At 42.8% G+C, this 13,914-nt stretch carries 15 protein-coding genes; 11 read left to right on the top strand and 4 right to left on the bottom strand.

Annotated features, from left to right (window positions below):
- From NQ117_RS09560 to NQ117_RS09545, 4 genes are all read left to right on the top strand, one after another.
- Complete coding sequence (locus NQ117_RS09560) at positions 1 to 660, top strand: ABC transporter permease (protein WP_258278214.1); 660 nt, start codon at positions 1 to 3, stop codon at positions 658 to 660.
- A gap of 23 nt (positions 661 to 683) precedes the next feature.
- Positions 684 to 1,613 carry a glycine betaine ABC transporter substrate-binding protein gene (locus NQ117_RS09555; protein WP_258277724.1) on the top strand — a complete coding sequence of 310 codons (930 nt, stop codon included), beginning with the start codon at positions 684 to 686 and terminating at the stop codon, positions 1,611 to 1,613.
- 15 nt (positions 1,614 to 1,628) lie between these two features.
- Positions 1,629 to 2,303: an ABC transporter permease gene (locus tag NQ117_RS09550; protein WP_258277723.1), complete on the top strand. Its 675-nt coding sequence runs from the start codon at positions 1,629 to 1,631 to the stop codon at positions 2,301 to 2,303.
- 95 nt (positions 2,304 to 2,398) lie between these two features.
- On the top strand, positions 2,399 to 3,208 hold the full coding sequence (locus NQ117_RS09545) for a nucleotidyltransferase (RefSeq protein ID WP_258277722.1): 810 nt from the start codon (positions 2,399 to 2,401) through the stop codon (positions 3,206 to 3,208).
- Between the two features lie 172 nt (positions 3,209 to 3,380).
- Here NQ117_RS09545 and NQ117_RS09540 read toward each other — a convergent pair whose 3' ends face one another.
- Positions 3,381 to 4,061: an MOSC domain-containing protein gene (locus NQ117_RS09540; RefSeq protein ID WP_258277721.1), complete on the bottom strand. Its 681-nt coding sequence runs from the start codon at positions 4,059 to 4,061 to the stop codon at positions 3,381 to 3,383.
- A gap of 88 nt (positions 4,062 to 4,149) precedes the next feature.
- Here NQ117_RS09540 and NQ117_RS09535 point away from each other — a divergent pair, with 88 nt between their 5' ends.
- From NQ117_RS09535 to NQ117_RS09515, 5 genes are all read left to right on the top strand, one after another.
- Positions 4,150 to 5,124, top strand: coding sequence for a helix-turn-helix domain-containing protein (locus NQ117_RS09535; protein WP_258277720.1), 975 nt, complete (start codon positions 4,150 to 4,152; stop codon positions 5,122 to 5,124).
- Positions 5,125 to 5,332: 208 nt separating this feature from the next.
- A complete protein-coding gene (locus tag NQ117_RS09530; protein ID WP_258277719.1) occupies positions 5,333 to 6,205 on the top strand; it encodes a sugar phosphate isomerase/epimerase family protein in 873 nt (290 codons plus the stop codon).
- 97 nt (positions 6,206 to 6,302) lie between these two features.
- Positions 6,303 to 7,382 carry a Gfo/Idh/MocA family protein gene (locus tag NQ117_RS09525; RefSeq protein WP_258277718.1) on the top strand — a complete coding sequence of 360 codons (1,080 nt, stop codon included), beginning with the start codon at positions 6,303 to 6,305 and terminating at the stop codon, positions 7,380 to 7,382.
- A 63-nt stretch (positions 7,383 to 7,445) separates the two neighbouring features.
- Positions 7,446 to 8,318 (top strand): sugar phosphate isomerase/epimerase family protein, encoded by an 873-nt coding sequence (locus tag NQ117_RS09520; RefSeq protein ID WP_258277717.1) that lies wholly within the window; start codon positions 7,446 to 7,448, stop codon positions 8,316 to 8,318.
- Between the two features lie 143 nt (positions 8,319 to 8,461).
- Positions 8,462 to 8,833, top strand: a complete 372-nt coding sequence (locus NQ117_RS09515; protein ID WP_258277716.1) for a hypothetical protein — start codon at positions 8,462 to 8,464, stop codon at positions 8,831 to 8,833.
- Between the two features lie 135 nt (positions 8,834 to 8,968).
- Here the strand turns inward: NQ117_RS09515 and NQ117_RS09510 are convergent, their stop codons facing one another.
- Positions 8,969 to 10,564 carry an N-acetylmuramoyl-L-alanine amidase family protein gene (locus NQ117_RS09510; RefSeq protein ID WP_258277715.1) on the bottom strand — a complete coding sequence of 532 codons (1,596 nt, stop codon included), beginning with the start codon at positions 10,562 to 10,564 and terminating at the stop codon, positions 8,969 to 8,971.
- 439 nt (positions 10,565 to 11,003) lie between these two features.
- On the bottom strand, positions 11,004 to 11,261 hold the full coding sequence (locus tag NQ117_RS09505; protein ID WP_258277714.1) for a YciI family protein: 258 nt from the start codon (positions 11,259 to 11,261) through the stop codon (positions 11,004 to 11,006).
- Positions 11,262 to 11,440: 179 nt separating this feature from the next.
- Between NQ117_RS09505 and NQ117_RS09500 the strand changes: the two genes are divergently transcribed.
- Both NQ117_RS09500 and NQ117_RS09495 read left to right on the top strand, forming a co-directional pair.
- The gene (locus NQ117_RS09500) at positions 11,441 to 12,193 is read left to right on the top strand and encodes a DUF2087 domain-containing protein (protein WP_258277713.1); all 753 of its coding nucleotides are present in this window, start codon (positions 11,441 to 11,443) and stop codon (positions 12,191 to 12,193) included.
- A 50-nt stretch (positions 12,194 to 12,243) separates the two neighbouring features.
- Entirely contained in the window at positions 12,244 to 12,588 is a 345-nt protein-coding gene (locus NQ117_RS09495; RefSeq protein WP_258277712.1) for a GIY-YIG nuclease family protein, read from the top strand.
- Positions 12,589 to 12,708: 120 nt separating this feature from the next.
- On the opposite strand, the gene NQ117_RS09490 is transcribed toward NQ117_RS09495, so the two are convergent.
- Positions 12,709 to 13,668, bottom strand: coding sequence for an RluA family pseudouridine synthase (locus tag NQ117_RS09490; RefSeq protein ID WP_375163056.1), 960 nt, complete (start codon positions 13,666 to 13,668; stop codon positions 12,709 to 12,711).
- Positions 13,669 to 13,914: the final 246 nt, after the last annotated feature.

The raw sequence follows: 13,914 nt of genomic DNA, 5'->3' as shown, positions 1-13,914 counted from the left end.
ATGGACGGATGGATAGCCTTCCTAAGAGAACGGAGTTCGGATATTGGAGTAGCATTGCAAGAACATATCGTACTTACGGGGACATCTGTATTGCTCGGCTGCCTGATTGCGATTCCATTAGGTATTGCACTCGTCTATAGCCGTTGGAATTGGGTAACGAACACCGTTTTCTTCATGGCGAACTTAATGCAGACGATACCGAGTCTCGCGTTATTAGCGATATTTATTCCTTTTTTAGGCATCGGGATGAAGCCTGCTATCGTTGCTTTGTTCTTGTATTCGATTATGCCGATTATGCGGAATACGTATGATGGCTTTCGTTCGGTGGACAACAGCGTGCTGGAAGCTGCGCGAGGCATGGGTTACAGCACGATGCAGTCGATTCTTCGCATTCGCCTGCCGCTAGCCTTGCCCTACATTATGTCGGGTATCCGCATCACAACGATTTACATTATTAGCTGGGCTACACTGGCTACCTTGATCGGTGCAGGTGGTCTTGGAAGACTCATTGTAGGCGGGCTTGGTGTTAATAAATTAGAGCTTGTTGTAGTTGGGTCCGTCGGTGCAATTTTGCTCGTATTGATTGCGGATACACTGTTTGGGTGGTTAGAGCGCATGCTAACCAAGCGATATGGTCGCACGAGTTCGACTGCTGTATAGAGTGGAAGGAAAGAGGGACGAGCATGACACAGATAAAAGCTTCGGCTAAAAAAGTAACAGCGCTCCTTCTTAGCGGGGTGCTTGTCGCAACGACCTTGCTGCTGTCTGGTTGCGGCAAGGAAGAACAAATTGTTATCGGAACGCAGACGTTTACCGAGACAAAGATAATGGCTGAAATGTATAAAGCACTCATTGAACAGCAGACAGATTTGCAGGCAAAGATTATTCCTGATCTGGCTGCGAGTGCCGTTATTATTAATGCGATGAAGAAAAATGAAGTACATATGGCGACTTTATACAGTGGAGAGCTGTTTAATAATCATTTTCCAATAGAAGAGACGAAAGATCGTCAAGAAGTATTGAAGCAGGCGCAAGCTGGCTTTGACAAATATTTAGGTTTTACATGGATGGATTCATTGGGTTTTGAAAATACATATGCTTTTACCGTGCGCAGTCAGCTAGCGGATGAGCGAGGATATGAGCGTATTTCAGATGTGGTTAAGGATGCTGGCAACTTGCGCTTAGGTGTGGATACGACTTGGATGGAGCGGACGAATGATGGATATCCAGCCTTTCGTAAGGCGTATAATGTGGAGTTCGGGCAAGCCTTTCCGATGGAACAAAGCCTCGTTTATGAAGCGGTAGGAAATAATCAAGTGGATATCGTACTTGCTTACTCTACAGACTCAAGGATCAAGGCGTATGATTTGAAAACGTTAAAGGATGACAAGCAATTTTTCCCGCCCTATGATGCTTCCCCTGTTTTGTTGAATGAATTGACACAGAAATATCCAGAGGTCGTACAGGCGATTCAGCCGCTCATCGGTAAGATAGATGCACAGACAATGATTGACTTGAATTATAAGGTGGATATTGAGAAGAAAAGTGAGCGTGAAGTCGCTATCGAATATTTGCAACAACAAGGATTATTGGAGAAAAATAATGAAAAGTAGAAGGGAGGCGCTTAGATGGATAGCTATCAATGGTCATTAGCAGACTTGTTTTCGTATATGAGTCGAAATTCTGACTTGCTATGGGAGCATTTTCTCTCACACCTATACATGGTCGTTAGTGGAGTTGGCTTAGCAATTGTGCTAGGCATTCCCTTGGGCGTGCTCTGTACGCGTCATGAAAAGTTAGCCAAAGTCATATTAGGCATAACGAGTATACTGCAAGTTATTCCGAGTTTGGCCTTGCTCGTGCTGCTAATGTTGGTGCTTGGTCTAGGTTCCAAGACGGTCATTGTTGGTTTGTTGTTCTATTCCTTGAACCCAATCGTAAGAAATACGTACATTGGATTAAAGCAAGTAGACGCAAGCTATATCGAAGCAGGCAGAGGGATCGGGATGAGCCCGCTTCAACTACTCGTTAAGGTGCGCTTTCCACTATCTCTCCCGTACATAATATCAGGCTTAAGGATTGCAGCTGTCATCGCTATCGGTGTCGTAACGATAGCACCACTCGTTGGAGGAGAGGGCTTGGGCCGTGAAATTTATGCGGGTATTAACAATCAGAATCCGCTTCGTATTTATGCAGGAGCGATTCCTGCGGCATTGATAGCTATCGTGGCTGACCTTGTACTGGGATATTTCCAACGCAAGCTGAACTTTGCGGATCGTAAGTCGAGCCCTAGTACAAGTTAACATCAGACAATATTTGTATTCTGCATTTCATTAACTGCTCAGTAGTAGATAAGCAAATTGTTTCCTAAATGAAAATAGAGGAGGGTATTTGGCTTATGCTTCTGCAAGAAAAGTTAATTGAAAAGGTTAGCGAGAAGTGTAGAACGACAGCTAGTATTTCATCCTGCATGATGTACGGCTCCTTTACAAAAGGGGAAGGCGATCAGTACTCTGATGTTGAGTTTTATATCTTTATTAAGGATGAGGATTTTCAATCTTTTTCATCTTCCCGATGGATTGGGGATATCGAACCTTATGATTTACTTTTCTTAAATGAGTATGGAACAGAAGTGGTCGTGTTTTCTTCCTTAATTAGAGGTGAATTTCATTTTCTGCCTGAGTCCGACATTGGAATCATTACGTCTTTCAAGGATACGGGCTACTTTCCTGATACTACGTCTATGTTCGTGTATGATACAACGGGCCAGTTACAAAGATGTCTTGATCATTTGAGGGGCGATGGACCTGAAAGAATGACGAATGACAATGTGAATAATTCGTTTCATAACTTTGTTAATGCATGGCTTATGGGTGTAAACGTGTTAAAAAGAGGAGAGCTGGCTCGCTCACTCGAATGTTTATCGCATGTACAGCGATTTATATTGAGATTAATAAGAATCCGAGAGAAGAGTGCAGATCTCTGGTTGAACGCTGCGAAAAATGTAGAGAAGGATATATCTGCGAAGTCGTATCAAGCGTATGTATCTATTACTTCAAAGTTAGATCGACAGAAATTGTATGAGGCGTATCGCAATGCGCTGCATGTTGTGGAAGATCTCATACATGATCTTAGTGGGGAATATCAATTTGAGGTGGACAAAGGGATACTTCGAAAGTTGAACGATCATCTACATTTAGAATCTTAATGTATGTTCTTCATTAATTATTTGATCGTAAAAAGGAATAGCCACAGTAGAAACGGATTTTTCTGCTGCGGCTATTCCTTTTATGTTGGATGGGTACTGTAACTAACATAACTACTGTCCCCAAGCGTATCCGTAATCAATAACAACCTAGAAATAGGTGCAGTGTGAGCATTTAGTTTCCTTCAATCCGCTTGGATGTATCTGTTTCGATGCCCTCTAAGCGCTTCGTAAAGGTGGCTCTCCAATTCGTAGATAGCCCCTTATTGCTTAGCAGCGCACGAATGCCTTCTTCCCCGTGCCGCTTCTGATGCATCACTTCGTTGGCAAAGCGAATGCTCAGACGCTGATCATCCATATGAATCAACTCGATCTGATCATCTGGCGAAACGATGCCTTCTTCTAGTACGCGCCAATAGTATCCGGTATAGCCGGTTTCTTGCATCCAGATTGGAATGTTAGGCATGTTGTATCTGGCTGCTAGCTTGAAGCAAGGCTGACGCGGCTGCGTCACCTGAACACGAGCCGTACCGATGCGATAAATATTCCCGATATGTACGTCATCTTCAATCAGTCCGCGAGTCGTGACATTTTCCCCGAATGCGGAGATGGGAAGATCAAATTCCCATTGTTGCTGCCAGTATGTATAATGTTCAACTGGATACACACATACGGCTTTTTCCGGACCGCCATGATATCTTAAATCTGCTTGACCATCGCCTTCGAATCCTAATGTACGGAGCGCTAATGGTTGATGTACAGGAAGTTTCATCATACCGGATAATACAGGCTTGCCGTTATGAGTTATTGATTCACTAGGTAATCCGACTTGGAGTCCTACAAGTTCCACGCGCATAGCTTGTTCCTCCTGCTGTTCGCTTTACCTTCATGATATAATAGTGGCGACAGCATCACAAGCGAATACAGGGACTTGGAGGTACGAGATGGAAAATCCGATACAGGCTGCACATGAGAGCGCACAACCGTCGTTATCATCGGACGTGACGTTGTATCGTGGTGAACTAGAAATCGGAACACTGCTTCCGTTCAAAGTATATCGTTGGACACAAGCTGGTGGTAGCAGCGCTGACCATGCCCATGATTATTTCCAGATCTGGTATGTCGTAAAAGGTTCCTTCCAGCATACGATTGATCGTAAGACGTATCAAATGATGAAGGGGAACTTATTTGTCATTCCTCCCTATGCCGTTCATCGTGTCGATCTTATTCCTGGCCAAGAGATGGAGATTATCGGATGTGAGTTTCTCCCTCATTTTATTAATGAACATTTTCAACGTCCAAATGAAGGCACGGATCGCTTCGACTATTCTTATCTTGAACAATTTATGGTAAGTGAAGATGAAGTGATACCGAAAGTAGCATTATTAGGCGAAGCGGATGCAGAAGTAACAAGGCTGCTGCGCGAAATGCTTGCTGAGTTTCAACAAGGTGAACGCTACTATGAGCTTGTTCTGAAGGCTAACTTACTGAAATTGCTATCCATCATTATTCGTCAAATGGCTAAGCAGCGAGGTGGAGGGTCAGAGGAAGAAGATCGCATGGAAAAATTCCGAGGCCTTATGATGGGAGCGCTAAACTATATTCACGAACATTACCCGGAAGAGCTGCGCTTGGAAGGGTTGTGCCGTCAATTTAATTTATCCAAATCTTATTTCTGCGCGTTATTCAAACGCTATACGGGCAAGACATTTAATGATTACTTGATTGATTTGCGTATCCGAAAAGCAGCAGAAATGTTATTGAATACGGACAGCACGATTACCGAGATCGGTTACGGTGTCGGCTTTAATGATATTGCTTATTTTTCACGGATATTCAAGCGGCATACAGGTGTTTCACCATCTCAATTCAAGCGGAATGCGCTGTCTGTTCAGTCCACACATCAGGCGAAGTCATAATAAGGAATGAAGAGGAGACAGTCATTATTGACTGTTTCTTTTTTTAACCTCATTTCACGAATGTTTGTAAGAAAGTACAACAACTGTGGAACATAGTTCAATGGCTTTGCAGGCAGATTTCATATAATGAAAGTGTGACATACATTACAGCCTGCAACCGCTTCCATTGGAGGCGCCTTGTTGGCAGGCATGCTGGGAGTGGAACGAGATGAAGTTGGGTGTTAGTACGTATTGTTTATATCAAGCAATGGGTCAACAGAAGATGGACATATTCGCTGTGTTGAAATGGATCAAGGATAATGGAGGCGAACATGCTGAGATTGTTCAGCTTTTAGATATTGGATTCGACTTGCACGGGAAGCCGGAATTAGCGGATCAGATTAAACAGTATGCAGATGAAATAGGACTGGAACTGTCCAATTACTGTGTAGGTGGAAATGTGGCAGGCTTGTCAGAGGAAGCCTATAGAGCTGAAATCGATCACATTAAAGGGCATGTCGATATCGCTCAACGACTCGGCGTGAAGCGCATGCGTCATGATATTGCTTCCCGTCCTTTGGAAGAGACAGGAACTGCTTATTTTGAACAGGATTACGCCCAAATTGTAACGGCTTGCCGAGAGATCGCGGAGTATGCTTCCCAATATGGCATTACGACGAGTATTGAGAACCACGGCTTCTATGCTCAGCATAGCGAGCGAGTGCGCCGCATCGTGCTTGATGTGAATCGTGACAATTTCCGTACAACACTGGATGTTGGCAATTTCGTCTGTGTGGATGAACCGACGGAGCCAGCTGTTCGTGCGAACGTCTCTTTAGCAAGCATGGTTCATTTTAAAGATTTCTACTTGCGTCCTGCGGATTGCAATCCTGGAGAAGGCTGGTTCCAATCGCTGCACGGTCAATATATAAGAGGAGCGATCGTAGGCCAAGGCGACTTACCGATGCCGAAGCTGGTCTCCATTGTGAAGCAATCTGGATATGACGGCTATGTATCCATTGAATTCGAAGGTATGGAAGATTGCTTAAAAGGGACTCGAATTGCGTTGGACAATCTGCGTCGATTATGGGATGAGGCATAATGCTGTAATGAATTGCAGCGTGCACATTTGCAGATGAAATAATAAAGCAGCTCATTTGAATGAGTAAGTGAAGAACAAATAAGGAGGAAGCAAATCGATGAGCAAATTGCGAGTAGGTGTCATTGGAGCAGGTTCCATTTCGGAGTTTCATTTTAAGGGGTATGCTCAACACCCTGATGTAGAAATTGTAGCTGTATGTGATCTAAATGAGGAGCGGGCACGTGCAAAGGCAACTGAATTTGGTGCGAGCAAAGTATATACCGATGTGGCGGAGTTGTTGAGTGACGCAGAGATCGATGCTGTCAGTGTTTGTACTTGGAATAATACCCATGCTGAAAATAGCATTGCTGCATTGAAGGCGGGCAAGCATGTGCTTGTGGAGAAGCCGTTATGCCGCACGGTGGAGGAAGCATTAGCTATTCAGGAAGCGGTTCAAGAGAGCGGGAAAATACTGCAAATCGGTTATGTGCGCCGCTTCGGTACAAATACGAAAGTGTTGAAGAAATTTATAGATGCGGGCGAACTGGGCGAGATTTATTATGCAAAGGCGTCTTGTCTTCGTCGTTTAGGCAATCCAGGAGGCTGGTTCAGCGACATTCAGCGTTCTGGTGGCGGTCCATTGATTGACCTTGGGGTGCATGTAATTGACCTATGCTGGTACTTGATGGGCAAGCCAAAGGTCAAGAGTGTAACTGGAAATACGTACAATAAGCTTGGTAATCGCGGTCATATTGAGAACTTTAGTTTTTATCAAGCAGCTGATTATGATGCGAACCATAATACGATTGAAGATATGGCCAATGCCTTGATACGTTTTGAAAATGGAGCTTCCCTAGCTGTAGATGTAAGCTTTACGCTTCATGCGAAGCAAGAAGAGCTTGCGGTGAAGCTGTATGGAGATAAGGGTGGAGCTGAGGTAGAGCCTGAGCTTGCGATTGTTAGTGAAAAGCATAATACGATGTTGAATATTACACCACAAATCGATGAGCTTTCCTTTGATTTTGAAAAAGGATTCGCTTCTGAAGTTGCTCACTTCGTCGAGACTTGCCTAGGTAGAGAAGAGACGATTTGTCCTGTTGAGGATGGTGTTGAGATGCTTAAAATATTGTGTGGTATTTATGAATCGAGCCGAACGGGCAAAGAGGTTACTTATGAGGTCGAAAAAGTATTGAGTTAGTTATCTTAATCTTATTGCAATGATGCTGTGAAATCTTTAGATGCTGGGAAGGGGCAGGTAAACATGGTAAAGATTCATCAACCGATTGGAGTAATGACAGACAGCTTCAAATTGCCATTAAAAGAAGCACTGCGCAAAGCACAAGAGGTGGGCGCAAATGGTGTGCAAATTTATGCTGTAGAAGGGGAAATGGACCCTGCCAATCTATCTTCGAGCGCTCGCAAAGAATTGAAATCATACATTGAAGATTTAGGATTAGAAGTATCAGCGTTGGTAGGGGACCTGGCTGGTCATGGGTTCCAGGATCCAGAGGCTAACCCGTGGAAAATTGAAAAGTCAAAGCGCATTCTTGATTTAGCGCTTGATTTGGGTTCAAATATCGTAACAACCCATATTGGTATTGTACCTAATGAGGACCATCCCATATATGCAACGATGCAGCGTGCTTGTGAGGAGCTTAGCCAATATGCGAACAGTGTAGGCGGGCATTTTGCAATTGAGACAGGACCAGAAACAGCTGCTCACTTGAAAAAATTCTTGAATTCATTGACTGGAAAAGGAATGGCCGTTAACTTCGATCCGGCAAATATGGTCATGGTAACTGGTGATGATCCTGTGCAAGGTGTATATACGTTGAAGGATTACATTGTGCACACTCATGTTAAAGATGGCATTCGTGTACGTGAAGTTGATCCACGTGAAGTGTATGGCATGTTGGGATTTGAACCGATGAGTCATGAAAAGCTTGCTGAAATGGCGACGGACGGCCCTTTTAAAGAGCTGCCACTCGGAGAAGGAAATGTTGATTTCGACAATTATTTTCAGGCGCTTGTAGACATTGGTTTTAACGGCTATTTAACGATTGAACGTGAAGTCGGCAGTGATCCCGCAGAAGATATTCGTAAGGCTGTACAATTTATTCAACGATACAAATAAAAGCTTATAATATCCTATTTTTCTTATAAATATATGTTCTCACCATCTTTCATAGCAGCAGGCTCACGCCGTGGAGTCTGCTGCTTGCTGTTCATATAATGTGGTGCAAGACAAAATATTTAATATGAAGGATGGGATTACGTATGGGTAGAAAACATGATGACTTCTGCGACCACCATAAAAAATCCAAAAAACGTGGACATGGCCACGGTAAAGGTCATGGCAACGGCCACGGCCGCAAAAAACTTATCGAGAAAAAAGTGAAAAAGAGCGCTAAAAAGATCGTTAAAGTTATCGAAAAGAAAATCTTCACTGTAAAGAAAATAAAGAAATTCAAAGTGAAATTGCGCAAACATGGTCACGGTCACGGCGGCGGCTACGGCGGCGGCGGTTATGGTGGTGGTGGCAGCTACGGTGGTGGCGGTCACAAGAAAAGACACAAAAAACACCATGGACACAAAAAACATCACGGACATCGCAAAGATTGCCATCATAAAGTATACGGCTCCGAATAATGTTTAATTTGTGCTTGCAGGGTACTGCCTAGTGCTTGTCCTGCAGGCACTTTTTTTATACATAAAAGCTAAAAAATCACCTCCATTCTGCCACAAATGATGTGGAAATGGAGGTGATTCAAGATGTAATCTTAGTTATTGGACGCCAATAGATTCTTTAATTCCATTGACAATACTTACAGCTACACGCTGTTGGAACTCTTCGGTTAGCATTTGTTGTTCTTCTTGAGGATTCGATACGAACCCTATTTCTAGTAGAACGGCAGGTACTTTTGATTTTACTAGTACTTCATATCGATTCGTTTTGACCTTACGATCATTGAAGTTCGTAGCATTTAATATATGTTTATGCATAATTTCAGCAAACTTTTTATCGGTAATATGATGGTAATAGGTCTCGGTTCCACCTACCGCTTTATTTGGTACGGAGTTGGCGTGAATGGAGACGAATGCAGCCGCATTTACACGGTTGGCCATCTCTATACGATCTGGACGTTTTATGTAAGTATCATCTTTGCGAGTCATAATAACTTGAATGTTCTCTTCTTGAAGCAGCAGTTGTTCCACTTTTAGGGACAATTCAAGTACAAAATCTTTCTCGTACTTTCCGGAGGCGCCGATCGTTCCTGAATCCTGCGCACCGTGGCCAGCGTCGATTACAACTATTTTCTTACCGTCAACAGTAGTAGGCGGTGTAGTTTCCGGAGGAGTGACCGGTGGGGTAACCGCTGGTGGTACTTCTTGATCCCCTATATGCAGCTGCATCGTAAGTAAGCCTGATTCACTGCCGCCATCTGTAATCGTGTAGCCGATATCCGCTCTAGTTTCTAGTACGATACGAATCGTAGAAGACTTTTCGTCAAATAAAGAGTAGCGGACTTGCTCGATGTGAGGGTTATCTACAATATTGTCGAGTTTCCCATGAAATCCAGCTTTTCCATTTGTAACTTGTCCATCAATAAATTCTGTGGTGAAGGCTGTTGCTGGAATATCCATGACAATACGATTTGGTTCAGTTATTGTAAATATTTTTGGCTGCACCGTTCCCTGCACTTCAACCATTAATTTATTATCCATATAGTTAATACTGTTTATTTGTGCAGTACCTGAAGTAGAGCCCTTGTTAGAACCTGTCTTATTGGGAGGTGTGGTTTCTTTCTGATTCGAATCTGGTTTTGGCTTGACCTCTTCTTTAGGAGGAGTTTGTATCAAGACTGTCTTGTTGGCATTATCCCATCGAACTTTAAGACCGAATTGCTCTCCTACAAATCGAAGTGGCACAAGCGCTGTTCCACCTTGAACGACAGGTGGGCTGCTTAATATCGTTTCTGTTCCGTTTACAATAGAAGCATTGCTTCCAACAGTTAGCTCAATGTTTCTTGTGCCATCAGAAATATGAAGCTGTTTGGACGCTTTGTCCCAATCGACAGCGAAACCAAGATGTTCAACAACAACACGGATTGGGATCATAACGCTTTGATTCATATTTTTCACTTCAACATTTGAAGGCAGTGTAAGTTTCGTATCATCAATAATAATGCTGGTACTCTTCGCAGTTTTTGTGCTCGGAGTAGTCTGGCTTGATTGAGTAGCTTCCTTTTTCTTAGTAGACTTAGCTTGCACTGGTAGCGTATCTTTTTTACTTTGCTCAGCTTGAGCAACCGTAGGAAGAGTAAATAGAAACGTTAGCAACATTAGCAAGAGACCGTATTTTTTCATGGTAGTCGACACAATCCTCCATCCCTCGATAGTAAATCATCCAATTCGATCATATAATACTTAAAATTACCATACTTGATAGACGCAAAAAGGTAGTTGAATGTTGCGGGTTAATCTGAAATAAATGTAACACAAATCAGCAGGGGGAATTATAATTTTTTTGTTACTTTATTCCTACTATTCTGTATATAGATGTCAATTGACTAGTATTCTACTAGAAATTAGGAATCGCATGAAGAGGTATGTGTGTCGAATTATAGAGAGGGTTGTTGAAGGAAATAGTAGCTTTTATAGAGGTTAATCATAGTAAAACGTGGTGCCGATGATATAACGGCAACGTCGATGAGGAGAATTAATCCGCCGTCGATCTGTGGCATAAATAAATAGCCGCCTTTAAGCAATAACGTTGCTTAAAGGCAACTGCTGTTGAAACGAAACCCAATTCGAAATGTTATACCGTACTCCATTCCCTTAAATCCAAAGAACGTACACCTTCAACAATATATGGATCTTGCTCTGCCAACTGCTTTGCTTCCTCGAAGGAGTCTGCAATATAAATAACCATACCGCCTGAGCCGTCCGCGAATGGCCCTCTAGCAAAGATTTTTCCCTGTGCATGTAGATTTTCAAGGTAAGCTAAATGGTTAGGGCGATAAGTAGCATTTTTAGAAATATCTTTCATGTTCAAGACTGCTGCAAAATAAGCCATAATACGCTCTCTCCTTTTATAGGTGTGGAAATTCAAAGCTATTTTCAGTATAGCCCGAAAAGCGGAAATAGGGTATCTCATAGACAAATTCATTAATTGTTTGCCTTTTATTTGACATTTATCAAACAATAATTGATAATGTTTGTTATAAGACAAACGAAAATAGGATGTGTTTATTAATGGATATATCGGAATTGTTCTGGAATGCTTCTATAGATGAATTGAAGCAAGGGTATCATGAGCAAGAACAGCAATATGTATGTTTGTTATGCGGCCAGAAGGTGGAAAAGGGCATTATCTATAAGCAAGGCGATACGTTGTATGAAGCTGAGCGATATACGCGTCTTCATATTGAGCGTGAGCATGAATCTGTGTTCCACTATCTCATTCAGATGGATAAGAAGATGACAGGTTTGACGGAACACCAGAATGGTTTGCTCAAATGTTTTTATGAGGGAAAAAGCGATCGTGACATTCAGCAGCAAATGGGGATCGGAAGTGCATCCACGATTCGGAACCATCGCTTTGTATTGAAGGAGAAAGAACGTCAAGCGAAGGTGTTCTTAACTTTAATGGAGCTGTTGAAGGAGAAGGATGAACACGCGCCTGCCTTTATTGAGTATCATAAGACGGCTACGATGGTAGATGAGCGATATAATGTGACTCAAGATGAGAATGATAAGCTTCTGGCAAAATATTTCCCAGAAGGGACAGATGGCAAGCTAAAGACGTTCTCGATGAAAGAGAAGAGTAAATTAGTCGTATTGCGAGAGATCGCTAAGCGTTTCCAGACGGGTACCATTTATAGTGAGAAAGAGATTAATGCAGTATTAAAAGCTGTGTACGATGACTACGTAACCTTGCGCAGATATTTGATCGAATATGGCTTTCTCGATCGCAAAGAAGATTGCAGTGAATATTGGCTCAAGTAGGAGCAAGTATACGAGATAGAAGGTTTGTTAGTAGAAAGGAGCAAATAGAAATGAATCGCAGAGAAGAATTAAAAGCCGCATATAAAGAAATGAAGACGGAAGCGGGCGTTTATCAAATCCGCAATACGGTAAATAATAAAAGGCTTGTTGTAAGCACGTCGAATTTGAGAACCATTGAAGGAAAGAAATTTCAACTTAATATGGGCGGACATATGAATAAAGTACTGCAAGCAGAGTGGACTACGTATGGAGAAGCAGCATTTGAAATTGAAACGCTGGAAATGTTGAAGAAGAAAGAGCATGGTTACTTTGATGAGAAAGAAGAATTGAAAAAGTTAGAAGAGAAGTGGCTGAATGAGCTGCAGCCATTTGGTGAAGCAGGGTATAACAAATAAATACTAGGTGATAGGTGGGGGCGATCCATACTTCCCATAAAGGCCGAAGTTTACAGCAAGGATTGTTTGAAAGGGACAAGTCATAATGACTGTCCCTTTTTCGTGTATTAACCGTTAGGATTAGGAATTCACGGGTGCGAATAGGTTCGTGAACTTCTTTGGAATGTCCGTTTCGAAGCGCAGCACTTTACCTGTTGTCGGATGCGTAAAGGACAGAACGCGAGCATGCAAGCCGAGACGGCCAATTGTTCGCACTTTCGCGCCATATTTTTTATCGCCTACAATCGGGTGTCCGATGTCTTCCATATGTGCGCGGATTTGGTTTTTGCGGCCTGTTTCAAGCTGTACTTCTAGCAAGGAATACTGGCGGTTGGACTGCAGCACTTTGTAGTGTGTAACTGCATGTTGGCCGTCATTTGGGTATGGACTGGAGTACATTTTCAGCGTTTTGCTTTCTTTTAGCCATGAGGAGATTGTACCTTCTGGCTTATTGACCGTGCCTTCTACAAGGGCTACATAAATACGTTCTTGTACATTTTCCTTCCACGCATTTTGCAACGTCTGTTGGACATGCTCACTCTTTGCGAACATCATGACACCAGATGTATCGCGATCAAGACGATGGACGACGAAAATGCGGTTGGCTGGATGCGATTGGCGCACATGTGCCGTAAGCTGGCGGTAAGCCGTCAGTTCTTTTTCTTGTGGAGAAGCTACGGAAAGCAAGCCTGCATCTTTGTTAATGACGATTACATGATCATCTTCATGGATAATTCTCAAGCCTAAGAATGCAGGTGCATCGGTCGTCTTTTCTTTGCTTACTGTGACGATGTCACCCGGCTCTAGTTGAAAGTTATATACGGTTGTCGCTTTGTTATTTACGGATACTTGTCCACGTGCTAGTACGGATTTAACCGCGTTGCGTCCCATGTTTACATGTGCAATCAAGAAGCTTAGTAGCTCAGATGATTGTTCAACCGTATAGGATTTAGCTTGTGGCTTTGCAGGCGCTTTTATTGGCGCGTTGTGTGATGTCTTCGCAGCTGTATGCTTTGCTGGTCTAGATGTTGCATGTTCCAGACCATGACTTCTATTTTTGCTATTGTTTCTATTGGAATTATTTCTATTGGAGCCACCGCCTCTTTGTTGAGTTGGCTTTCCAGCAGGTGACGCGGAGCTGTTTCTTTTCTTCATCGTTGACCTCTTTCTGTTCCTTCATGCAGCGAAGTTGCAAGCCGATCATGAATTCCGTTCATCATTACGGATTGAATACTTCCATCATAACAAAAAGAGCTATCTCACGCTATCGAAAGCACGAGGGAAACA

Source organism: Paenibacillus sp. SC116 (genome assembly GCF_024733555.1).
Classification (GTDB): domain Bacteria; phylum Bacillota; class Bacilli; order Paenibacillales; family Paenibacillaceae; genus Paenibacillus_B.
Note: the sequence above shows the minus strand (reverse complement) of the source record. Positions and strands in the feature narration are given on the sequence as shown.